At 51.5% G+C, this 21,515-nt stretch carries 22 protein-coding genes; 9 read left to right on the top strand and 13 right to left on the bottom strand.

Annotated features, from left to right (window positions below; all coding sequences use genetic code 11):
- Window positions 1-70: 70 nt before the first annotated feature.
- Complete coding sequence (gmhB, locus tag SGR01S_RS20915; protein ID WP_037426422.1) at window positions 71-634, bottom strand: D-glycero-beta-D-manno-heptose 1,7-bisphosphate 7-phosphatase; 564 nt, start codon at window positions 632-634, stop codon at window positions 71-73.
- A gap of 187 nt (window positions 635-821) precedes the next feature.
- On the opposite strand from gmhB, the gene metN reads away from it, so the two are divergent.
- The 6 genes from metN to proS all read left to right on the top strand — a co-directional run bounded on the left by metN (window position 822) and on the right by proS (window position 6,589).
- Window positions 822-1,853, top strand: a complete 1,032-nt coding sequence (metN, locus tag SGR01S_RS20910; RefSeq protein WP_037426424.1) for a methionine ABC transporter ATP-binding protein MetN — start codon at window positions 822-824, stop codon at window positions 1,851-1,853.
- Complete coding sequence (locus SGR01S_RS20905) at window positions 1,846-2,499, top strand: methionine ABC transporter permease MetI (protein ID WP_012146460.1); 654 nt, start codon at window positions 1,846-1,848, stop codon at window positions 2,497-2,499. Before metN ends, SGR01S_RS20905 begins: the two co-directional genes overlap by 8 nt.
- Before the next feature lie 60 nt (window positions 2,500-2,559).
- The gene (locus SGR01S_RS20900) at window positions 2,560-3,375 is read left to right on the top strand and encodes a MetQ/NlpA family lipoprotein (RefSeq protein ID WP_037426426.1); all 816 of its coding nucleotides are present in this window, start codon (window positions 2,560-2,562) and stop codon (window positions 3,373-3,375) included.
- A 266-nt stretch (window positions 3,376-3,641) separates the two neighbouring features.
- The gene (rcsF, locus tag SGR01S_RS20895) at window positions 3,642-4,046 is read left to right on the top strand and encodes an envelope stress sensor lipoprotein RcsF (protein ID WP_037426428.1); all 405 of its coding nucleotides are present in this window, start codon (window positions 3,642-3,644) and stop codon (window positions 4,044-4,046) included.
- Entirely contained in the window at window positions 4,043-4,750 is a 708-nt protein-coding gene (gene tsaA / locus SGR01S_RS20890) for a tRNA (N6-threonylcarbamoyladenosine(37)-N6)-methyltransferase TrmO (protein ID WP_061808482.1), read from the top strand. Before rcsF ends, tsaA begins: the two co-directional genes overlap by 4 nt.
- Window positions 4,751-4,870: 120 nt before the next feature.
- A complete protein-coding gene (proS, locus tag SGR01S_RS20885) occupies window positions 4,871-6,589 on the top strand; it encodes a proline--tRNA ligase (RefSeq protein WP_061808481.1) in 1,719 nt (572 codons plus the stop codon).
- 51 nt (window positions 6,590-6,640) lie between these two features.
- Here proS and nlpE read toward each other — a convergent pair whose 3' ends face one another.
- From nlpE to SGR01S_RS20870, 3 genes are read right to left on the bottom strand one after another with little or no spacing between them, the layout of a single operon-like run.
- Window positions 6,641-7,324, bottom strand: coding sequence for an envelope stress response activation lipoprotein NlpE (gene nlpE, locus SGR01S_RS20880; RefSeq protein ID WP_061808480.1), 684 nt, complete (start codon window positions 7,322-7,324; stop codon window positions 6,641-6,643).
- Between the two features lie 29 nt (window positions 7,325-7,353).
- Window positions 7,354-7,767: an alternative ribosome rescue aminoacyl-tRNA hydrolase ArfB gene (gene arfB / locus SGR01S_RS20875; RefSeq protein WP_037426459.1), complete on the bottom strand. Its 414-nt coding sequence runs from the start codon at window positions 7,765-7,767 to the stop codon at window positions 7,354-7,356.
- Between the two features lie 3 nt (window positions 7,768-7,770).
- A complete protein-coding gene (locus SGR01S_RS20870; RefSeq protein WP_037426438.1) occupies window positions 7,771-8,319 on the bottom strand; it encodes a YaeQ family protein in 549 nt (182 codons plus the stop codon).
- Window positions 8,320-8,532: 213 nt separating this feature from the next.
- On the opposite strand from SGR01S_RS20870, the gene SGR01S_RS20865 reads away from it, so the two are divergent.
- Window positions 8,533-8,733: a YaeP family protein gene (locus tag SGR01S_RS20865; protein ID WP_037426441.1), complete on the top strand. Its 201-nt coding sequence runs from the start codon at window positions 8,533-8,535 to the stop codon at window positions 8,731-8,733.
- The gene (gene rof, locus SGR01S_RS20860; protein ID WP_004952197.1) at window positions 8,726-8,983 is read left to right on the top strand and encodes a Rho-binding antiterminator; all 258 of its coding nucleotides are present in this window, start codon (window positions 8,726-8,728) and stop codon (window positions 8,981-8,983) included. Before SGR01S_RS20865 ends, rof begins: the two co-directional genes overlap by 8 nt.
- An 86-nt stretch (window positions 8,984-9,069) precedes the next feature.
- On the opposite strand, the gene SGR01S_RS20855 is transcribed toward rof, so the two are convergent.
- The 8 genes from SGR01S_RS20855 to SGR01S_RS20820 all read right to left on the bottom strand — a co-directional run bounded on the left by SGR01S_RS20855 (window position 9,070) and on the right by SGR01S_RS20820 (window position 18,599).
- A complete protein-coding gene (locus SGR01S_RS20855) occupies window positions 9,070-9,387 on the bottom strand; it encodes a c-type cytochrome (RefSeq protein ID WP_172479790.1) in 318 nt (105 codons plus the stop codon).
- 11 nt (window positions 9,388-9,398) lie between these two features.
- Complete coding sequence (gene tilS / locus SGR01S_RS20850) at window positions 9,399-10,715, bottom strand: tRNA lysidine(34) synthetase TilS (protein ID WP_061808479.1); 1,317 nt, start codon at window positions 10,713-10,715, stop codon at window positions 9,399-9,401.
- A 56-nt stretch (window positions 10,716-10,771) separates the two neighbouring features.
- The gene (gene dtpD / locus SGR01S_RS20845; protein ID WP_037426450.1) at window positions 10,772-12,220 is read right to left on the bottom strand and encodes a dipeptide permease DtpD; all 1,449 of its coding nucleotides are present in this window, start codon (window positions 12,218-12,220) and stop codon (window positions 10,772-10,774) included.
- A gap of 64 nt (window positions 12,221-12,284) precedes the next feature.
- A complete protein-coding gene (cadA, locus tag SGR01S_RS20840) occupies window positions 12,285-14,426 on the bottom strand; it encodes a lysine decarboxylase CadA (RefSeq protein ID WP_037426453.1) in 2,142 nt (713 codons plus the stop codon).
- An 87-nt stretch (window positions 14,427-14,513) separates the two neighbouring features.
- Window positions 14,514-15,857, bottom strand: coding sequence for a cadaverine/lysine antiporter (cadB, locus tag SGR01S_RS20835; RefSeq protein ID WP_037426456.1), 1,344 nt, complete (start codon window positions 15,855-15,857; stop codon window positions 14,514-14,516).
- A 370-nt stretch (window positions 15,858-16,227) separates the two neighbouring features.
- Window positions 16,228-17,766, bottom strand: a complete 1,539-nt coding sequence (gene cadC, locus SGR01S_RS20830; RefSeq protein ID WP_061808478.1) for a lysine decarboxylation/transport transcriptional activator CadC — start codon at window positions 17,764-17,766, stop codon at window positions 16,228-16,230.
- 88 nt (window positions 17,767-17,854) lie between these two features.
- Window positions 17,855-18,244, bottom strand: a complete 390-nt coding sequence (locus SGR01S_RS20825) for a VOC family protein (protein WP_061808477.1) — start codon at window positions 18,242-18,244, stop codon at window positions 17,855-17,857.
- 121 nt (window positions 18,245-18,365) lie between these two features.
- On the bottom strand, window positions 18,366-18,599 hold the full coding sequence (locus SGR01S_RS20820) for a thioredoxin family protein (RefSeq protein WP_037418808.1): 234 nt from the start codon (window positions 18,597-18,599) through the stop codon (window positions 18,366-18,368).
- A 148-nt stretch (window positions 18,600-18,747) separates the two neighbouring features.
- Here SGR01S_RS20820 and SGR01S_RS20815 point away from each other — a divergent pair, with 148 nt between their 5' ends.
- Window positions 18,748-19,293 carry a MarR family winged helix-turn-helix transcriptional regulator gene (locus SGR01S_RS20815; protein WP_061808476.1) on the top strand — a complete coding sequence of 182 codons (546 nt, stop codon included), beginning with the start codon at window positions 18,748-18,750 and terminating at the stop codon, window positions 19,291-19,293.
- Here the strand turns inward: SGR01S_RS20815 and SGR01S_RS20810 are convergent.
- Entirely contained in the window at window positions 19,290-21,434 is a 2,145-nt protein-coding gene (locus SGR01S_RS20810) for a lysine decarboxylase LdcC (RefSeq protein ID WP_061808475.1), read from the bottom strand. The genes SGR01S_RS20815 and SGR01S_RS20810 overlap by 4 nt on opposite strands.
- Window positions 21,435-21,515: the final 81 nt, after the last annotated feature.

Here is a 21,515-nt window from a genome sequence, read left to right as displayed (position 1 = left end):
GCCAGCTCAGAATGACAAGGATTAATATTCACTTTTTATCTGACTGCTCACTATTCATGCATAACGTCTACTAAACCCGCTTTTTGATGGCTTCCGGCAGGTCTGCCAGGCTGTTTAACACCCAATCTGCCAGTTTCTCACCTTCTTCAGTGACTGGCTTGCCGGTGCGCACCAGTACTTTTGTACCAACACCTGCCGCCACTGCCGCCTGCATATCTTCCAGTTTGTCGCCAACCATATAAGAAGCAGCCATATCAATGTTCAATTCCTGCTGCGCCTGCAACAACATGCCAGGTTGAGGCTTGCGGCAATCGCACACTTGGCGGAACTCTTCTATTACTGCTTCTGGATGATGCGGACAGAAATAGATGCCATCCAAATCAACATCACGATCGGCTAACGACCAATCCATCCATTCAGTCAGGTACATAAACTGGTCTTCACTGAACTTACCGCGTGCGATGCCAGACTGGTTGGTTACCAATACCAGAGCAAAGCCCATCTTTTTAAGTTCGCGACAAGCGTCAATCACGCCATCAATAAAGTGGAAGTTATCGATTTCATGGACGTAGCCATGGTCAACATTAATCGTGCCATCACGATCGAGAAAAATTGCTGGAACGCTTTGTGTCACCGGTTTGCTCCTGAGGGCCTGAAAACGTACACAGTATCGCATGTTTTACCCAGCGCTGAGAACGGAAGAGAACAGCGTTGATCGTTGACTTAGACGTCTAGACGCCTTAACATCTGAGTCATACCTTGGTCCACGCCAAGGTTTACTTTTATCTAGCCACGGGCAACCAAGCTAAAATAAGAAGAATATGATTAAACTTTCTAACATCACCAAAGTGTTCCAGCAGGGTTCGCGCACGATTAACGCGCTCTCCGACGTGACTCTTCACGTCCCTGCCGGGCAAATTTATGGCGTTATCGGTGCATCAGGCGCCGGTAAAAGTACATTGATCCGCTGCGCCAACATGCTTGAGCGCCCAACCTCTGGCCAGGTACTGGTCGACGGGCAGGATTTGACTTCGCTGTCTGAAAGCGAACTGACGCGTGCACGCCGTCAGATTGGCATGATTTTCCAACACTTTAACCTGTTGTCTTCCCGTACTGTGTTCGGCAACGTTTCTTTACCGCTCGAACTCGATAACACCCCACGCGCTGAAATCAAAAAACGCGTGACCGAATTACTGGAACTGGTCGGTTTGTCAGATAAGCATGATGCTTATCCGGCTAACCTGTCGGGCGGCCAGAAGCAACGTGTGGCCATTGCCCGTGCACTGGCAAGCCAACCCAAAGTCCTGCTGTGCGATGAAGCCACCAGCGCGCTGGATCCGGCCACCACCCGCTCAATTCTGGAACTGCTGAAAGACATTAACCGCCGTCTTGGTCTGACTATTCTGTTGATCACGCATGAAATGGACGTGGTGAAACGCATCTGCGATCAGGTTGCGGTCATCAGCCAGGGCCAACTGATTGAAAAAGACAGCGTCAGCGAAGTGTTCTCGCACCCGAAAACCCCGCTGGCCCAACAGTTCATTCAATCCACACTGCATCTGGATATCCCGGATGACTATGCCAAACGCCTGGCGCCTGAACGCAGTGGTGGCCGTCAGCCGCTATTACGTCTGGAGTTCACCGGCCAGTCCGTTGATGCGCCGCTGCTGTCAGAAGCCGCTCGTCGTTTCAACGTGAACAACAACATCATCAGTGCGCAGATGGACTATGCCGGTGGCGTTAAATTCGGCGTGATGCTCGCGGAGCTCCACGGCAGTGATGAAGACGCATTGGCAACGATTAAGTTCCTGCAGGAAAATCAGGTAAAAGTAGAGGTTCTGGGTTATGTCTGAGGCAATGATGTGGTTAATGGCTCGTGGCGTGTGGGAAACCGTCATGATGACCTTTGTCTCCGGCTTCTTCGGTTTCGTGCTCGGCTTGCCGGTTGGCGTGCTGTTGTATGTGACTCGTCCGGGGCAAATCGCCGCCAATAATACGCTATATAGAACACTGTCTGGGTTAGTGAACGTTTTCCGTTCCATCCCCTTCATTATCCTGTTGGTGTGGATGATTCCATTTACTCGCTTGATCGTCGGTACGTCGATCGGCCTGCAGGCGGCTATTGTGCCACTGACCGTGGGTGCAGCACCGTTTATTGCCCGTATGGTAGAAAACGCGCTGTTGGAAATCCCGTCTGGCCTGGTGGAAGCTGCGCGTGCGATGGGCGCAACCCCAATGCAAATCATTAAAAAAGTGTTGTTGCCTGAAGCCCTGCCGGGTTTGGTTAACGCCGCCACCATCACCTTAATCACTCTGGTGGGTTATTCCGCCATGGGCGGCGCTGTTGGCGCAGGTGGTCTGGGGCAAATTGGTTATCAGTACGGTTATATCGGTTATAACGCCACAGTAATGAATACCGTATTAGTATTACTGGTGGTGCTGGTTTATCTGATTCAGTTCTTCGGTGACCGGATCGTCAAGGCCGTTACCCATAAGTAGTTTTTACAGCAACTGCGCTCACACAGCGTATTTCAAATGCGAGTCTAATGAGGAAGGGATATGTCGTTAAAATTTAAATCCATCGCAGCAATCGGCGCACTGATCGGTACTCTGGCTCTGGTAGGCTGTGGTCAAGAAGAAAAAGATCCGAACCATATTAAAGTCGGTGTCATTGTCGGTGCTGAACAGCAAGTCGCCGAAATCGCGCAAAAAGTGGCGAAAGAGAAATACGGTCTGGACGTCGAGCTGGTAACCTTCAATGACTACGTACTGCCAAACGAAGCGCTGAGCAAAGGTGACATCGATCTGAACGCCTTCCAGCACAAACCGTATCTGGATCAGCAAATCAAGGATCGCGGTTACAAACTGGTCGCAGTCGGTAATACCTTCGTGTATCCGATTGCCGGTTACTCCAAGAAAATCAAATCTCTGGACGAACTGAAAGACGGTTCCCAGGTTGCCCTGCCTAATGATCCAACTAATCTGGGCCGTTCCCTGCTGCTGTTGCAGAAGGTTAACCTGATCAAACTGAAAGACGGTGTTGGCCTGCTGCCGACCGTACTGGACGTGACTGAGAACCCGAAAAATCTGAAACTGGTCGAGCTGGAAGCACCACAATTGCCACGCTCACTCGATGATCAGCAAATCGCATTGGCCGTAATCAATACCACTTACGCCAGCCAGATTGGCCTGACCCCAGCGAAAGACGGCCTGTTCGTTGAAGGTAAAGACTCACCTTACGTTAACCTGCTGGTTGCCCGCGAAGATAACAAAGACGCGGAGAACGTGAAGAAATTCGTTCAGGCTTACCAATCTGACGAAGTGAATGAAGCAGCCAACAAGATCTTTAACGGTGGTGCAGTTAAAGGTTGGTAATCATTAATTACCGATTTTATTCCTATAATTGCAAGACGGGCTACGGCCCGTCGAGAGAGTTGGCATAGTTCTTTGCGACTAAAAATAATGATTTAGTCGTAATGAAAACAAAGAATTAGATCTTCTGAATTACCCCAAGCACCCGAAAACCACAATTTTCGGGTGCTTGTCTTATATCTAGACGGGCTCCAGCCCGTCTTGTTATTTCCACGATAGATTGCTTCAATAGCGCCACTTCTATATTCCATCAAGGCAGAGGAATCTCAATGCGTGCTTTACCTCTCTGTTTGTTAGCGCTTGCGCTAGCAGGGTGTTCGTCGCAACGTTTCGCGCCCCCCTCAACAAACAGCACCAGCAAACCGGTAGCAACAGCGCCGACGAAAACGACCTCAGCGGCACGTCCGGCGCCGGTTAAACTGTACAAAAGTGCAGAAGAGTTAGTCGGTAAGCCATTCCGCGATCTGGGTGAAGTCTCCGGCGAATCTTGCCAGACGACGGTGCAGGACTCTCCACCTAACCTGGCAACCGCCCGTAAACGCATGCAAATCCGCGCTTCCTACATGAAAGCAAATGCTGTGCTATTGCACGACTGCCAGATTGTCAGTGGCGTTGCTGGTTGTTACCAACAGGCCATTTGCCAAGGCTCAGCGCTTAACGTTTCGTCCAAATGACCGAGTTTGTTTTCAATCAGATCGGAACTATCCGTTCACCGTATAAAGAAAAATTCGCCGTCCCTCGTCAACCAGGGTTGGTGGAAGACGGTGGCGGCGAGTTAGTACTGCTGCCGCCCTATAACCAGGCGGAAGCAGTACGCGGCCTCAATGAGTTCAGCCATCTTTGGGTGATGTTTATTTTCCATCAAACCATGGAAGGTGGCTGGCGGCCAACCGTCCGCCCACCCCGCCTCGGTGGCAACGCGCGTATGGGAGTATTCGCTACTCGTTCGACTTTCCGTCCGAATCCGCTCGGTATGTCGCTGATTGAATTAAAAAACGTGCGGGTTCAGGGAAGCGATGTCGTACTTGAATTGGGCAGTCTCGATCTGGTTGATGGTACGCCAGTGGTGGATATCAAACCTTACCTGCCCTTTGCCGAAAGCCAGCCACAGGCACGTGCCGGATTTGCTCAGTCAGCGCCTGCCGGTGATATGCCGGTGTTTTTTGCACCTGAGGCGGAACAGCAGATACAGCAACATCAGAAGCGCTATCCGCAGTTACGACGTTTTATCACTCAGGTTCTGGCTCAAGATCCCCGGCCAGCCTACCGTAAGGGGCAACAAGCGGAACGGGATTACGCGGTCTGGTTACTGGATTTCAACGTGCGCTGGCGAGTTGTGGGTCAACAAACCGAGGTGCTGTCTCTCGACCTGCGTTAAAATTCCACCGTCTCTCTTTTGACAACCCGCTCGCACTGGTAAACTAAACCACTTTTGTCACTTTTGGCCGCCACTGTGGCTGCCCAATGCAATTTGCAGTTCTAACGGAACCAAAACACCATGCGTACTAGCCAATATCTGCTCTCCACCCTGAAGGAGACACCTGCCGATGCCGAAGTGATCAGCCACCAGCTGATGCTACGCGCCGGGATGATTCGCAAACTGGCCTCGGGTCTTTATACCTGGCTGCCAACCGGTCTGCGCGTTCTGAAAAAGGTTGAAAACATCGTTCGCGAAGAAATGAACAATGCTAACGCGATCGAAGTGTGTATGCCGGTGGTACAGCCTGCCGATCTGTGGCAGGAAAGTGGCCGTTGGGAACAGTATGGCCCTGAGCTGTTGCGCTTTGTCGATCGCGGCGATCGCCCGTTCGTGCTGGGTCCAACGCACGAAGAAGTGATCACCGATCTGATCCGTAACGAGATCAGTTCTTACAAGCAGCTTCCGCTGAACTTCTTCCAGATTCAGACCAAGTTCCGGGATGAAGTACGCCCACGTTTCGGTGTGATGCGTTCTCGCGAATTCCTGATGAAGGACGCTTATTCGTTCCACACCACGCAGGAATCGCTGCAAGCGACCTACGATGCGATGTACGAAGCCTACAGCAAAATCTTCAGCCGTATGGGCCTGGACTTCCGTCCGGTACATGCCGATACCGGCTCTATTGGCGGTAGCGCATCACATGAGTTCCAGGTGCTGGCTGACAGCGGTGAAGACGATATCGTATTTTCCACCGGGTCCGACTTTGCCGCCAATATTGAACTGGCAGAAGCCGTTGCCCCAGCGGAGCCGCGTGCCGCAGCCAGTGAAGAACTGCGCATTGTGGATACGCCAAACGCCAAAACAATCACCGAGCTGGTAGAACAATTCCAGCTGCCAGTGACAAAAACCGTTAAAACGCTGTTGGTACGTGCCAAAGAAGAAAGCGGCCACAAGCTGGTTGCCCTGCTGGTTCGTGGCGATCACGAGCTGAACGAAATTAAAGCCGAGAAGCTGCCGCAGGTTGCGGCTCCATTGGTTTTCGCTACCGAAGAAGAAATCCGCGCTATCATCGGTGCTGGTCCAGGTTCACTCGGTCCAGTCAATTTGCAGGTTCCTGTCGTGGCCGATCGCAGCGTAGCAGCGATGAGTGACTTCGGCGCCGGCGCTAATATCGACGGTAAGCATTACTTTGGTATCAACTGGGAACGCGATCTGCCGTTGCCACACGTTGCCGATATCCGTAACGTTGTAGAAGGCGATGCCAGCCCGGATGGTAAAGGTACGCTGTTGATCAAACGCGGTATCGAAGTAGGCCATATCTTCCAGCTCGGTACCAAATACTCCGAAGCGATGAAAGCCACCGTTCAGGGTGAAGACGGTCGCAATCAGGTACTGACCATGGGTTGTTACGGTATCGGGGTGACCCGTGTGGTCGCTGCAGCTATCGAGCAGAACCATGACGAACGCGGCATTATCTGGCCGGATGCTATCGCTCCATTCCAGGTGGCAATTCTGCCAATGAACATGCACAAGTCTTTCCGCGTACAAGCACTGGCGGAAGAGCTGTACAACACCCTGCGTTCACACGGCATCGACGTAATTCTCGATGACCGTAAAGAGCGTCCAGGTGTGATGTTTGCAGATATGGAACTGATTGGCGTACCGCACTCTATCGTTATCGGCGATCGTAACCTCGACACCGAAGAGATTGAGTACAAAAACCGCCGTGTCGGCGAGAAACGCATGATCAAGACCGGCGAAATCGTTGATTTCCTGTTAGGCCAGATCAAGCGCTAATCCGCTATAGCAGAAACGAAAAACCCGCCGAGGCGGGTTTTTTTATGACGCTTATTTACTGTCGCAATTTTTACTGCGGTCGAAAGCAATTTTGCCGTCAGGCACCAGTGCTTTCTCGGTTAGCCCATCTTCCATTGAGGGCTGAACGCTAAAGTGGCCATTCAGGGTCAGGAACACTGGTTCGCCCGGGGTTTTGTAGGCCTTGGCATAACCTTGCTCCAGCGCGATAGTATTATCGACCGGGAAAGTCTGGCCTGTGGCACAGTCTTTAAACACTGCCGCATCCGCCATGTAGGTGTAACTGCCTTTCAGCGACATAGGTGTCTTCGGCAATGCCTTTTCTACAGGATCAAGGCGGTAATTCAGCTGAGACTCAATCACAGCGCCAGTTTGATCAAGCATTTCCAGGCTTTTACCTACCGGGCGGAAATAACGTTTATCACCACGGCTGTCGGTCAGTACTAACTTATCCGCTGTACGCGCCCATTTGCCGTAATCAGCAAAGGTTTGATCGCCATCTTTAGTGCCGCGATAGGTTTCCTGCAACACAAAAGTGCCGTCTTTATCCAGGAACAACGCAGTATCCAGGCCACCACAATCAGCGCAAGGCAAAATACCTTGGTAGCTTTGTTGCATCGCTTGAAGTGGTTGTTCTTTCGGCTGGTAGTGGTTATTACATCCCAGTAACGAAAGTGCCCCTGCCGCTAAAAACAGGGCCAGTGTTATTTTCTTCACAGTTATTCTCCTACTGTGTTCATGTGTCCTTAAGTGCGGATCTTGCCGCGTAGCGCTTTAGTCGCGCCTTTTCTTACCTTGCCTTCCAGCCGACGTAATTTTGACCCTTTAGTAGGCTTAGTCGCTTTGCGCGCCTTCTCCACTACCATCGCCTGCTGGATTAGCGCGACCAACCTGGCCAACGCCGACTCGCGGTTTAATTCCTGACTACGGTATTCCTGCGCTTTAATAATCACGACGCCATCAGCGGTAATTAAATGATTATTCAGGGCCAGCAGCCTTTCCTTGTAATACTCTGGCAGGCTGGATGCCCGGATGTCAAAGCGCAAATGGATAGCCGTTGAGGTTTTGTTCACGTGCTGGCCACCCGCACCTTGGGCGCGGATCGCCGTCAATTCCAGTTCGTTATCCGGTATGGCTACGTTTCTTGACAGTTCTAACACCAATTACACCTGCGCCTGTTGCCACTCGGCAAACTGGATTTCCAGACTATTCTGAGCGTCAGAAAGCCAGATAGTTCCCTCTTGCAGCGTAGCCTGCAGCGTCATATTCCGACTGGCCAACGCGGCCAATTTGCCTAATTGTTCATCATCCAGAAAACGGATGCTTAGGTTTTTGTGGTTTGCCACTTTGCTCTGCATCGACTGCCACCACACATGGCCCGCGCGTTCGCCGTAAGCATACAACACGACCCGCGGTGACTGGTTGCAGGCTTTCTTGATACGCTTCTCATCGGGCAACCCCATTTCGATCCACATTTCCAGCCCGTTATGGTCGTTCCGCTGCCAAATTTCCGGCTCGTCGTCAGCACTCAGGCCTTTAGTAAAGACCAAACGCTCATCAGCGTGGCAGATCCAGGCCAGTAAACGCAGCATCATGCGCTGTTCGGTTTCAGAAGGATGTTGGGCCAGGGTGAGCGTGGCGTCGTGGTAGAAGTGACGATCCATATCAGCGATATTGACCGTGGCTTTATAAATAGTAGCTTTCAGCGCCATGGGTGACCTCATAATTATCAGGCGACAGTGTACTAGATTTCGCCCATCCGCAGCCAGCGCGGCCGGGAAAAGCACGGTACGAAAGCCGCGCGGAGGTGCTAATAACTCCACAATAGCTGTGCTATAGTCGTCTAGGATAGAGCCAAGCTCCGAGAGCCTGCGCCTCATCGCTGTAGGGCTTCGATGACGCAGAGGTTCTTAAGGGAGGAAACTGTGCAACAATACTGTGAGTTAGTACGCCGTTTTTACGCTGAGATCGGCAGTGGTGATCTCGGCTACGTGCCTGATGCGTTAGCATGTGTATTAAAGGCATTGGACGAAGTTGCTGCGAATAACGCGCTACCGTCCTCCGTTAGGGAACAGGCGGCTTTTGCCGCCGCTAACTTATTGGTGAGCGACTATGTTGATGAATGATGAGTACCAATCCATCAATTGCGATGACTATGAAAGCCTGGAACTCGCCTGTCAGCATAACTACATTCTGAAGCTGGAGTTACGCGACGGAGAAAAACTCGAAGGCAAGGCCACCGAGCTGAAGTTTACCAAGGGCGTTGAGTATCTGATTATCGATCAGGCCGGCAATGCTCTCAGCTTGCGTTTGGATCATATCCTCAGTTTCAGTCATCCGGAAATCGGTACCGTGGTCGTCAGCCTGTCTGACTGATTAAACGGTAACGCCATCCCAACAGGGCAGCCCAACGGCTGCCCTCGTCTTTTATAGCTTCAGGCTGGCTCGGGTTTGAGACTGGCCTAGGGTTTGAGGCTGGAATAGTAGGCTGCCAGATCGGCAATATCATCATCAGACAACGCAGAGACATAAGCCTTCATTACTTCTGCCTGGCCACCGTTGCGCTCACCTTTTTTATACGCTTGCAATGCATGCTCCAGATACATGGCATTTTGCCCGGCCAGGTTCGGGTACATTGGCACAGAGACCTTCCCTTCAGCACCGTGGCACGCCATACAACTGGCAGATTTATCCTTACCCGCCGCCGCATCACCCGCAGCCATCGCTGGCAGACTGCACAACCCCAACATCACTACCATTGCGCTCACAAATTTCATCATGGTTCCTCAGTCTAATTATTATTTTTACGCCAGTGCAGCCGCCAAGGATGCTGCCCTTCCGGTGTTTGTCCGGCCTCGCAGACAAAAGCCCCCAGCGCAGCAATAAGTTGATCATCATAATAGATCAATGGGATACGCTCACGCTGCCATGGCGGAATACCCAACTCTTGCCACAATTTTTTGATCGACCGGGAATGTGTCCGGCCCAAGATACGGAGCTTGCCTTGCGCGGTAAAACGTATACTTACTTTTTGCTCGGGCTGCGGTGGTCGCAGACAAATATTCCCCTCCCCGCTGACCAGAACACCTAATCCGTCCGGCAGTGTTAATGGGGCTGCCAATGACCAGCTTAGACAGAGATCTCGTAGATCGTCCATCGGCGGCAACAGGTACAAACGCCGGCGGAAACGACGGATCTGATATTGCCGCAGTTGCAGTTGTGGTTCGGCGTCGTCACGGCTGAGTGCGACCTCTTCCCATAGTCGTTGCAACTGTTCACGTGAGGGCATGGTAACGTCGAATAACGCAATCCAGCGGCGTAACACAGCAAAACGCCGGGATGCTGAACACGTCAGCAAACCGTCAATTGCCAGTGCATTGTCTTCATCCAGCAATGAGTGCAGTTGCTCTGCCAGTAACTCGTCCAGTAATTGCTCTTGCTCGGCACACAAGCTGGCGCTACGCGCCGTTGCGGCGGCAAAATGCGGCCAACGCTGATTCAGCAGCGGCAACACCTGAAGACGCAGGAAATTACGGTCAAAACGCGGGTTCTGGTTGCTATCGTCGTCAATCCAGGTGAGTTGATGCTGCTGCGCATAAGCTTCCAACTGTTCGCGTGAAACCCCCAACAACGGACGCAACAAACTATTTTCCCCTCGCGTCGCCTGTACAGCCATCGCCGACAGGCCCGCCGGGCCACTGCCACGTTTTAACGCCAGCAGGAAGGTTTCACATTGATCGTCAAGATGTTGTGCGGTCAGCAAGACCTCACCGGCCACCAGCGTGGTGGCGAAGGCCGCATAACGGGCGGCGCGGGCGGCGGCTTCAATACCGCCTTGGCTGCCGTCCACCTGCACATGCTGAACCACCAGTGGCAATTGCCAGACTGCGCATTGCTGCTGGCAGTGTGCTGCCCACTGATCGGCAAAAGCACTCAGGCCATGGTGCACATGCACCGCGCGAAGCTGCAAGTCCGGCAATTGCTGCCGTAACGCAACCAGCAGGTGCACCAGCACAGTGGAGTCAAGCCCGCCGCTGAATGCCACCAGCAAATGCCGGTGTGCACCCAATTGGCGGGCAAGCTGTGCAGATAATTGATTACTCTTCATTGATTAGGCTTATTGACGTCCAGATAGCTGCACGTTAACCCCCGTCATACCATCAATCAAGCATTAACCGCACGGATATGCCGTCCAGTCAGTAACCACCACATGGCCAATACTGCCACCACTGCCGCCGTGCAGCCCAGCGCCCACCAGCCAATTTGAGCAAACAGATGGACATAGGCTTGCGCCGTCGCTCCCGTTGCCGGGTCGTCAGCGGTCTGGCCTGCGATAATACCCGCCAAATAATTGGCTATCGAACCGGTGGTCAGCATATAAATACCGGTCAATACTCCGGTGGCACCGGGAATATTCAGACGCGTAATTTGCGCCATCGCAACAGGATCGATAAACAACTCAGCGAGCCCCATGACAGAAAGCCCGGCGATCATTAACGTCATCGAGCCTTGCCCGTAACGGGCGTTCAGTGCCATCAAGGTAAAACCCACACCAATCAGTAACAAACCAAAGGCGAATTTTCCCCAGATACGCAGTGTTCGGCTCCCACTGCTATTTCCTCTTACCAGCCAGGCCAACATCACACCGCCAAACATGACGGCAAAAGCATTCACCGACTGGAACAATGCGGTCGGTACCGACCAGGAAAACCATTGGCGATCGACATAGTGATCGATAAACAAGCTAATGGAGCTGCCGCCCTGCTGAGCGAAAGCCCAGAATAAGGTACCCAATAGCATCAACATGACGATCTGCCACAACCCACGGCGCTGTATCGTCGTGGCGCGAGCCATGATACGCACTACCATCACGACGGCAGCGGCACACACTAGCATCAGTAACTGCCCGGCCAAGTCGTAAATGAACAGCGCGGTGAAAAACAACGGCGCGAGCAACAGCATGACGCTCAACCATACCCAGTTTGGCACCTGTAACGTGGTAGCAGACATTTGAGCACGGTCTACGCCCCGCGTATGGCTGAAATGGCGGCTACCGCACAAGAAAATCGTTAACCCAGCCAACATACCGATACCCGCAAGTGCAAAGCCTACATGCCAACCGTAGCGTTCCGCTGCCAACCCACAGGCGATTGGTGCCAGAATCGAGCCGACATTCCCGGCAGCATACAGCAGGGAGAAGCCCCCTTCACGGCGCGTATCCTGCGGCTGATACAGCTCACCCAGTAAGCAACTGATATTGGATTTAAACAGGCCATAACCGCAGATGATGATCGCCAATGCCAGATAGAGTGAATGTGTAGATACGGCGCTCAGGCCGAGTACGATATGGCCCAATGTCATGAGCACCGCTCCAGCAATGACTGCGACGCGGTTGCCAAGCAGGCGATCGGCAAGCAAGCCGCCAAGAATCGGCGTAACGTAAACCAGGGAAGCGTAGGCGCTATAAAGGCTAATGGCGCGGCTGTCGGAATAACCAAGTTGGTGGGTAAGATAGAGAATAAGTAACGCACGCATGCCGTAAAAGCTGAAATATTCCCAAATTTGTATGGCTACGACATAGTAGATTGCGCGCGGCTGTGAGGGTGTTTTCATGGTTTTCTCCCATCAGTCGTTGAACGACAAAGGGGAAGCGCGAACGCCTCCCCTGTTATTGCACTTATTTATCGTTTTTCAATACCTTAACGGTATAACGTCCATCCGCCTGGCGATAAGCGCCGTGGATATCGGTTTCAAAGCCTGGGTAATGCGCGCCGATTTCGCACAGCATTTGCAGGAACTCCAGCACCGGACGACTTTCTTCAGTAAGCATTTCACCCGGCATGACCAGTGGAACACCTGGAGGATATGGCAGGATCATGTTGGCATTCACTTTGCCGACCATCTCCTCCAAATAAACCTCTTCTACTTCACCGTGCAGTTCTTTCTGGAAGGCTTTGAACGGATTCATCACCATGGCTGGCAGTACTTCAAAGGCGCGGTACATCAGATCCGGCAGGTTATGTTGTTTCACCAGATTGTGAATATTCTGAGCCAGCTCCTGGATCCGCATATTCTCATAAAACTCTGGGGCTTCTTTGTACAGCGAAGGCAGCATGTTTTTCACCCGCAGGTTCAGATCGAACGAGCGTTTAAAGTCAGTCAGACCGCGCAGCAGGCTGAGAGCTTTGGTTTTGTCGATACCGATGCTGAACAAGAACAACAGGTTATATGGACCGGTTTTCTCAACAATGATGCCGTGCTCATCAAGGTATTTCGCAACCAGGCTGGCAGGAATACCAAACGATTCCATTTGGCCATCTTTGCTCATCCCTGGTGTCAACATGGTGACCTTGATTGGGTCAAGGTACATATGTTCGTTATCAATACCTTTGAAACCATGCCAGGCACTGTCGGAACGTAGCGGCCAACATTCCGCTTCGTCGATGTGTTCTGGCTGCCAAACATCAAAGAACCAACCTTCAGATTCCACATTCAGGCGTTTGATTTCTTTACGGAACTTGATAGCACGTTCAATTGAACCGTTGATCAGGCGCTTACCGGCATTGCCTTTCATCATTGCCGCTGCGGTTTCGGTAGATGCCACGATACCGTAGTGCGGTGAAGTGGTGGTGTGCATCATATAGGCTTCATTAAAGGTTTCTTCGTTAATGTCACCTTTCACGTGGATCATTGAGGCCTGTGAGAACGCCGCCAGCAGTTTATGGGTAGATTGAGTTTCATAAATCACCTTCCCTTCCACACGACCGCCACTCATGCCGCATTTGCCTTTATAAATCGGGTGGAAATTGGTGTAAGGCACCCAGGCAGAGTCAAAGTGGATGGATTTCACATCCAGCGTGTTCTTAATGAAATCGGTGTTGTACAGCAGGCCGTCATAAGTCGAGTTGGTGATAACCGCATGTGCAGGCCAGGTGGCGTTCGGCGTTTCTTTCACGCGTTTGGCGATAGTGGCACGGGTAAACTCGCTCTGTGGAATACCACCGAGGATGCCATAAGCATTACGGGTCGGGCGGAAATAGATCGGCGTAATGTCGCTCATCATCATCAGATGGGTCAGCGATTTATGGCAGTTACGGTCGATCAACACTGTGCTGCCGGCAGGTGCGGAGTACATACCAACAATTTTGTTGGCCGTAGACGTCCCGTTAGTCACCATGTAGCTACGTTCAGCGTTGAATACGCGGGCAATATACTCTTCAGCTTCTTTGTGCGGGCCGGAGTGATCCAGCAGCGAACCGAGTTCAGATACTGAAATCGAAACGTCGGATTTCATCGCGTTCGGGCCAAAGAAATCATAGAACAAGCTACCTACCGGGCTTTTCTGGAAGGCAGTACCGCCCATATGGCCAGGTGTACAGAAGGTGTATTTACCTTCACGCACATATTTGAACAGTGCCTTGGTCAGTGGAGGCAAGATGGTATCGACGTATTCATCAGTGTTTTGTTTAATCTTGTCAGCAATGTCGTTAGCTGCACCTAAGGCATACTCAAAGAAACGTACCTGCATACGCAGATCGTTCAGGCTGACATCCAGAGTTGAATAGGTATTGGCAAATGCATACAGCGGCATGTACTCATTCAACTGGCTGATTTCTTCACACAACTCAAGGTTGTATTTATCCCAGTCGAAGATAACCCCACACAGGCGAGCATTATTCTCGATCAGTTTGAGCAGGTCTTCGCGGTCGTTCGGATAAACAATGCGGAAATTCAGTTTTTCTAACGCGTTGTGCAGTTCGCGGATGGGCTCTTCTTTAAAGTAGACACCCATGTGGTTCATGATAGCAATAACGTTCATAATCATTTCTCCAGGTAATGCGAGCCCCTTGCCATCACAGATGACAATTGTTGCAAGGGGCTGAATTAGAAGTGGGTCAGTGCGTACTTAGTGCGCTTTGGCCGTCGTGTTGCCGTCGATAGCTACGGTTTTGGCCGTCTGGCGAGTATTCATTTTGCGGGCGTAGAACATCAGAATGATCAGGCTAATGATGAAGGTGCCGGCCAGTTCGAACGATTCGGCGCCCATCAGTGCGATGAAGCAGAAGCCACAACCCAGAACCGATGCAATCAGGCTCAACAGGTTACGTATATTGACGCCTTCAAAGCGGATCAGGTCTACGCAAGAGTAGAAGTAAGGCAACATGGTCAGCAGTACCGCAATACCGGTTAACATCCCAAACAGATCGGAAGCTTTACCGCCACCGGAGCTCATGGCAGTAATCAACACCATCAGCGCGGTCATTTTGCAGCTGGCCAACAGTAGACCTTTTCTAGGAATGCCGTTCTTATCCAGTTCGCCGTACACTTTCGGGAAGTTGCCGTCATTGGCGGCACGGACCCCAGCCTGGCCAACCAGCATCATCCAAGACCCCAGTGAAGTCAGGCAGGCAAAGGCAGTGAAGGCAGAGACCAGAGGTGCAGCCCAGTTACCCATAATGGCGGAGGCGCTGACGGCGAACGGTGCACCGCTGGCAGCCATTTGGCTAGCCGGGAACATACCGCTCATCACCTGAGTGGCTGCAATGTAGATAATCCCGGCCAGCGCGGTACCCAGCATGGTTGCCAGCGGTACGGTGCGTTTCGGGTTTTTCACCATGCCGGTGCTCACAGCGGCAGACTCTACGCCGATGAACGCCCACAGGCACAGCAGAATACTTTTGATTACCGCATGGCTGTCGGTGGTACCGGAAGTGTTCCAGTTAGCGTGGTAGGTTGCAGCGTCGAACCAATGCCAGCCAGCAGTCGCGGTCACAATCACCGGGATCAGCACCAACACCAGGCCGAGGGTGGTCAAACGGCTGACCCAAGTCCCGCCGAGCAGGTTAATAAAGGTGAACACCCACACGATAGCAATACAGGCAATACCTGCCGGTACCGGGTTATTCAGTGCTGGGAAGAAGGTAGAAAGGTAAGAAACTGCGGTAATGCCGATAGCCAAATTACCGATCCAGTTAGCATGGTAATAAAGCACGCCGGTCTGGAAACCAAATGCCGGGGAAATTTCACCCGCGTAAGCAATAGGACCGCCCTGTTGAGGATTTTTAGTGGCCAGACGCGCATATACATAAGCCAGTGACATCGCGCCAATAATGGAGATTACCCATCCCCAGATAGCGATAGAACCGAGACTTGCCAGGTTCGCAGGTAATAAAGCAATGCCGCTCCCCATCATATTACCGGCAACCACGCCGGTGCAGGCAATAAGCCCTATTTTCTTGGATGAAGCCATGGTCAGTTTCTCCTGATTTTGATTTCTTATAAGTCTTGGTCGTTATGCAAATTTGCTAATGACCGGACTTGATAGTCAGGATGCTAATGATCGGCGGGAATAAAGTCCTAAAGATAAAGTGATATTACGCTCATGATCATACAAATGATAAATTGAGCTTTTTCATTAACACATCAAGAGATAAACCCGCTCTCAAGAAAAGATAAACATTCAATTAAAACATAGAGGTAGTGTTGTTATTCGATAATAACAAACGGGATTTTTATGGTGTAAACTTCCAACCAGGAAATTTATTTAATTTAACAAATAAAGCACAATAAATAACACCACCTATCCGATAATGCGTGCAGGCGGTGTTAATCAACGGACATTATTTATTTGGGTTGTAGTTTTCCAGGTAAGGAACCACGGTGTTTACTGAGGTGTGGAAGACAGCATTACGGATCCAATGCAGCGTATTCTCTCCTGGGCGAAGATTAAATGCAGTGATATAGGAGTCTGCGGCCAAACGGTTATGGCCCTGCATTTCGTAAACTTTGCCGAGTAACACATAATTCATCCATGACATCTGCAACTCAATGCCTTTATTTATCGCCTGATAAGCCTCGTCCGTTTTCCCCTCCCCCAGCGCCTGTATCGTATGGATTTGCTGAATAATGGGGCTGTCTTTTAATGCAGGTAACGTGTCCAGGTGAGCAATCTCCGTGCTCAATTGTGCCAACTGCGCACTGTCAAAAGGTTGATAAGAGTTGCGCAGTAAATCCGCCAGCGCTTTTTCTGCAGCAATATAAATAAAGTCTGGTGAAGATTTTGCCATCTCACCCAGCATGCTACTGGCATGCGTCAGGGAGTCGATATCCCCCTGGATTAACAATTGATGTGCCTGATAATACTGTTGCAAGGCCGGGCCTGAATTCGGTAAGAGCCGCATAAGACGCTGCTGCAACTGGGGTGGCCATGGTTGATTGAGCGCAACTGACAGGCTGCTAAGGAAGTCTTCCTGAATTTTCAGTTGGTTATCTGCAGTGACAAAGTAGCGTTTATCCAACATGATTGAGCTGTCCGCATTGTCCACCAGCCTCACCGACAGGAAGCACTGCTGTGCCCGGTAATGGCGTTGATTGACGAACTCAATGGTCAGTGATTTTCCCGAACTGCTTGGTCCGGTGTAGTTGTAGTTGGTCTGATCGTGCACCAGGAAAGTGGAATAAGTATTCAGCGAATCCGTCACCACTTCGCTCAGGCCAACGACGTAAGAGAGCTGCGGCGTCCAGTTACTGCAACTGTTGCCCCCCTGAATACGGATATCAATATCGCGTGGATTCATCAGTACCGGCATGGTGGATTCCGGTATGCGCCGCGACAAGGTAGCAATAGCGACAAACACCACGCAGGCGCTCAACGCCACCAGGAAAGCCAACCACACCCAGAACGGTGATTGACGGTAAAAAGGTACCTTCGACGTAGTCGGTGGCATTTTAGTCACGGTGGGTTTTGGCGGTTCATAGTCTTCACCGTCATCTTCACTGCCATCTTCCGGCTCGTGAGTAATGACTGCCACCCGTGGCAACACCGCATCTTCCCCTTCACACCACATGACCGGCGCAGCCAATTTATAACCGCGCTTAGGCACGGTAATAATGTATTCAGGACTGTTGCTATCGCCGTCTTTCAGGTATTTACGCAGTTCGGAAATACTCTGCGTCACCACATGATTGGTGACGATGTTGCGCTTCCAAACGTTGTCGATCAGCTCATCGCGACTCAGCACCACATCCGGGTGTCGGGCGAAATATTGCAGCATATCGATTAAGCGCGGTTCCAACGCCAGCTGGCGCCCGTCACGGCTTATTTTGTTGTCTGCGGGAGTAACCAACCACTCACCAACGCGAAAAACGGGTTCTTGCATAGTGAAAATAACTCAAAAGGGGGTGCGGCAAGCGCGGGATAATACCATATGAGCGCCCGGCCTGCGTCGATATGCCCCGATTAAGCATTCATACCTCATATAATTCTAGAGGCAACCCATCGGGATCGCTGAAAAAAGTAAACCGGGACTGAGTATAAGGATCGACACGCACCGGTTCACAAACCACACCGGCATTTTGCAAATGCAGGATAGCCTGTTCGATGTCATTGACGCTGAATGCCAGATGGCGCAGGCCACAGGCCTCTGGGCGACTGACCCGAGCCGGTGGAGACGGGAAGGAAAACAGTTCGATGCTGTATTGGCCATTGAGTGCCAAATCGGCCTTCCAGGAGTCGCGCTCCTCGCGGTAAAACTCGCCGAGTAAGGTAAAACCCAAGATATCGCAATAAAAATGCTTACTGGCCGCATAGTCCGAACCAATGACGGCAATGTGATGTATCTGACGAAGTGCCAACATAGTGTGTCTCATTATCAGTGTGATGAGGCACGGTATCTGGCGTCGTTGGTGACGTCAACGACAAAAAGCCCCGCATATAAGACGGGGCCGTCATTCAGAAATCAGCAACGCAACAGGCAGATCAGGCTTTAAGATCTGCCAGCGCAGCACCGTAGTTGATGTGCAGTACTTGCCCATCCACCACCAGCGCCGGTACGCTCTGTACCCCAACTTTTTCTGCTTCGGCGATACGCGCCGGTTTTTCCCCCAAATGAACCACATCCACTTGCACATCCTGGCTCAACAGGCCCAACAACTGCTGTTCTGCGCTAACGCAAACCGAACAACCGGCATGATAGAAAACGGCCTTGGTCATGATAATTCTCCTTGGTTCTGACTGTGTGTGAAATGAATTCACTTATTTAGTTTCGATTCGAAACCAAATACACGATAAATCCTTCACCTCCTCTTGTCAATATAGTTTTTAATCGATACTATTTTCCCACACTAACGAGGATCCCATCTTGAGACTGTTTGATTTATTGGAGCGGCTAAATAGCCTGCAACGCAGCTGGTTGCGCAGCCATGAAGAGCTGGAAAGCCTGCCGCCGGTACAGCTGAGTGCGTTGTACTATCTGGCACGCTGCAACCATTACTCCAACACGCCGATGGCGGTAGCGGAATATCTCGGCCTGACCAAGGGCACGGTATCGCAGTCGCTGAAAAAGCTAGAGAGTAATGGGATGATTGCCCGTACTGCAGACGAGAAAGACCGGCGAAGTGTCAGGCTTAAGCTGACTGATAAATCACGCATGTTGATGGATGCTTTGTTCCCGCCCGCCTATTTGCAAGATGCACAGAATGCCATGCAGCAGGAAGGTGGACAGTTGGTGGAATTGCTAACGCAGTTGCTGCGTCAGCTGCAAAAACAAGACGATAATGTGGCACTCTTTGGTGAGTGCCATAGCTGCCGTTATCATCAGCGGCATGATGGCCTGCCGTTTTGTGGCCTGACTCAGGAACCGCTGCCACAAAGCAGCGTGAACCTGATCTGTCGAGAGTTTGCTTAAACTAATGGCGTCTTCAGCACCTTAACCAAATAACGCCCATCCTCAGTCAATTTTGCACCGTGGATATCGGTTTCAAAGCCTGGGTAATGTTCACCGATCGAGCACAGCATCAGCAGGAAATCCAGCACTGCACGACTCTCCTCGGTAATCATCTCTCCTGGCATTACCAGCGGCACCCCTGGCGGATAAGGCAGAATCATATTAGCCGCCACTTTGCCGACCAACTGATCCAGCTCGCAAGTTTCCACGTTGCCGCGCACTTGCTGTTGGAACATCTGATGTGGCGTCAACTTCATTTCCGGCAGCACGTCGAACGCCCGCTGCATCAGACGTGGCAGATCGTGTTGGCAGATTAAGCGGTGGATCCCGGCCGCCAGATCCTGAATACGCATATTCCGGTAAAAATCCGGATCTTCCGCGAACAAGTCCGGCAGCATATTCTTCACTCGCAGGTTAAGATCATAAGCACGTTTGAAATCGGTCAAACCGCGCAGCAGACTCATCGCCTTGGTTTTATCGATGCCAATACTGAACAAGAACAACAGATTATAAGGCCCGGTCTTCTCCACGACGATACCGCGTTCATCCAGGTATTTTGCCACCAGCGCCGCCGGTATACCGTCTTCCTCCAACATGCCAAGCTCGTTCATGCCCGGCGTCAGAATAGTGACTTTGATCGGATCCAGATACATGTGATCGCTGTCGGTGTTGCCGAAACCGTGCCAGTTATCATCAGGATTCAGCGGCCAACACTGCGCCTCGTCTATCTCTTCCGGTTGCCAGATGTCGAAGAACCAGCTATCGCTCTCCTCCCGCAACCGCTGCACTTCGCGGCGGAAATGCAGAGCACGCTCCACTGAACGGTTAATCAATCGACGGCCTGGATTGCCCCTCAGCATCGCGGCAGCCGTTTCCATCGATGCCACAATGCCGTAATTCGGCGAGGTGGTGGTATGCATCATATAGGCTTCGTTAAAGGTGCTTTCGTCGTAGTCACCCTTAATGTGAATCATCGAGGCCTGCGAAAACGCGGCCAGCAGTTTGTGCGTAGACTGGGTTTCGTAGATCACCTTGCCGGGCGTACGTTCGCCGCTCATACCGCTCTTGCCGTCGTAAATGGGATGGAAGTTGGTATAAGGCACCCAAGCGGAATCAAAGTGGATTGAGGGCACATCCAGCGTCTGTTTTATGTAGTCGGTGTTATACAACAAACCATCATAGGTAGAATTGGTGATCACTGCATGCACTGGCCAGCTGGCATTGGCCGTCGTCGCGACCCTAGCGGCAATACTCTCATGGGTGAATTCGTGGCGTGGAATGCCACCAAGAATGCCATAGGCATTGCGCAGTGGACGTAGGTAAATCGGCACGATATCGCTCATCATCAACAGATGACACAGCGATTTGTGGCAATTTCGGTCGATCAAGACAGTGCTGCCACTTGGCGCAGAATACATCCCAACAATTTTATTGGCCGTGGAGGTGCCATTGGTCACCAGATAGCTTTGTTCGGCATTAAAAGTACGCGCAATATACTCTTCTGCTTCCAAATGCGGGCCTGTGTGATCCAGCAACGATCCCAGTTCAGTGACAGAAATTGATACGTCAGCTTTCAGAGTATTGGCACCGAAAAAGTCGTAAAACAGGCAACCGACCGGACTTTTTTGGAAGGCTGTACCGGCCATGTGGCCTGGCGTACAGAACGTATATTTCCCCTCTCGCACATAATTGAACAACGCTTTGGTCAAGGGTGGCGTAATGGTATCGATGTATTCCGCTGTGTATTGCTGGATGCGCTGTGCAATATCACCCGCCGCATTCAGTGCGTATTCAAAGAAATACAAAGCCATACGCATTTCGTGCAGGCTGACGTCGAAGGTGGAGTGAGTATTGATAAAGGCATACAGTGGCAGGTATTCGTTCAGCTCGTTGATGTCGCTGCACAATTCCAGGCTGTAGTCATCCCAGTCAAAGATCACCCCGCAGATGCGCGCATTGGCCTCGACTAACTTCAGCAGATCACCGCTGTTTTTTGGATACACCAGTTGGAAATCCATTGCAGTCAATGCCGTGTGGAGCTCACGGATCGGCTCGTCTTTGTAATAAACGCCCGCTGGGCTCATGATCGCGATGATGTTCATCGACTGCTCCTGTCAGTTAACTGCCAAACCCTTATAACAACATGAAAATCCGGTGGTGTGTAGCCAAAAAAAAACCGCCCG

The sequence above is a fragment of the Serratia grimesii NBRC 13537 genome, from assembly GCF_001590905.1.
GTDB lineage: Bacteria > Pseudomonadota > Gammaproteobacteria > Enterobacterales > Enterobacteriaceae > Serratia > Serratia grimesii.
Note: the sequence above shows the minus strand (reverse complement) of the source record. Positions and strands in the feature narration are given on the sequence as shown.

Excerpts from the sequence above, each read along its gene's own strand:
- SGR01S_RS20810 (WP_061808475.1), bottom strand. The coding sequence starts at position 21,434 with ATGAACATCATCGCGATCATGAGCCCAGCGGGCGTTTATTACAAAGAC.
- proS (WP_061808481.1), top strand. The coding sequence starts at position 4,871 with ATGCGTACTAGCCAATATCTGCTCTCCACCCTGAAGGAGACACCTGCC.
- SGR01S_RS20825 (WP_061808477.1), bottom strand. The coding sequence starts at position 18,244 with ATGTTGGCACTTCGTCAGATACATCACATTGCCGTCATTGGTTCGGAC.
- SGR01S_RS20820 (WP_037418808.1), bottom strand. The coding sequence starts at position 18,599 with ATGACCAAGGCCGTTTTCTATCATGCCGGTTGTTCGGTTTGCGTTAGC.
- metN (WP_037426424.1), top strand. The coding sequence starts at position 822 with ATGATTAAACTTTCTAACATCACCAAAGTGTTCCAGCAGGGTTCGCGC.
- SGR01S_RS20900 (WP_037426426.1), top strand. The coding sequence starts at position 2,560 with ATGTCGTTAAAATTTAAATCCATCGCAGCAATCGGCGCACTGATCGGT.
- cadA (WP_037426453.1), bottom strand. The coding sequence starts at position 14,426 with ATGAACGTTATTGCTATCATGAACCACATGGGTGTCTACTTTAAAGAA.
- dtpD (WP_037426450.1), bottom strand. The coding sequence starts at position 12,220 with ATGAAAACACCCTCACAGCCGCGCGCAATCTACTATGTCGTAGCCATA.
- rcsF (WP_037426428.1), top strand. The coding sequence starts at position 3,642 with ATGCGTGCTTTACCTCTCTGTTTGTTAGCGCTTGCGCTAGCAGGGTGT.
- SGR01S_RS20905 (WP_012146460.1), top strand. The coding sequence starts at position 1,846 with ATGTCTGAGGCAATGATGTGGTTAATGGCTCGTGGCGTGTGGGAAACC.
- cadB (WP_037426456.1), bottom strand. The coding sequence starts at position 15,857 with ATGGCTTCATCCAAGAAAATAGGGCTTATTGCCTGCACCGGCGTGGTT.
- rof (WP_004952197.1), top strand. The coding sequence starts at position 8,726 with ATGAATGATGAGTACCAATCCATCAATTGCGATGACTATGAAAGCCTG.
- SGR01S_RS20855 (WP_172479790.1), bottom strand. The coding sequence starts at position 9,387 with ATGATGAAATTTGTGAGCGCAATGGTAGTGATGTTGGGGTTGTGCAGT.
- tsaA (WP_061808482.1), top strand. The coding sequence starts at position 4,043 with ATGACCGAGTTTGTTTTCAATCAGATCGGAACTATCCGTTCACCGTAT.
- tilS (WP_061808479.1), bottom strand. The coding sequence starts at position 10,715 with ATGAAGAGTAATCAATTATCTGCACAGCTTGCCCGCCAATTGGGTGCA.
- SGR01S_RS20870 (WP_037426438.1), bottom strand. The coding sequence starts at position 8,319 with ATGGCGCTGAAAGCTACTATTTATAAAGCCACGGTCAATATCGCTGAT.
- cadC (WP_061808478.1), bottom strand. The coding sequence starts at position 17,766 with ATGCAAGAACCCGTTTTTCGCGTTGGTGAGTGGTTGGTTACTCCCGCA.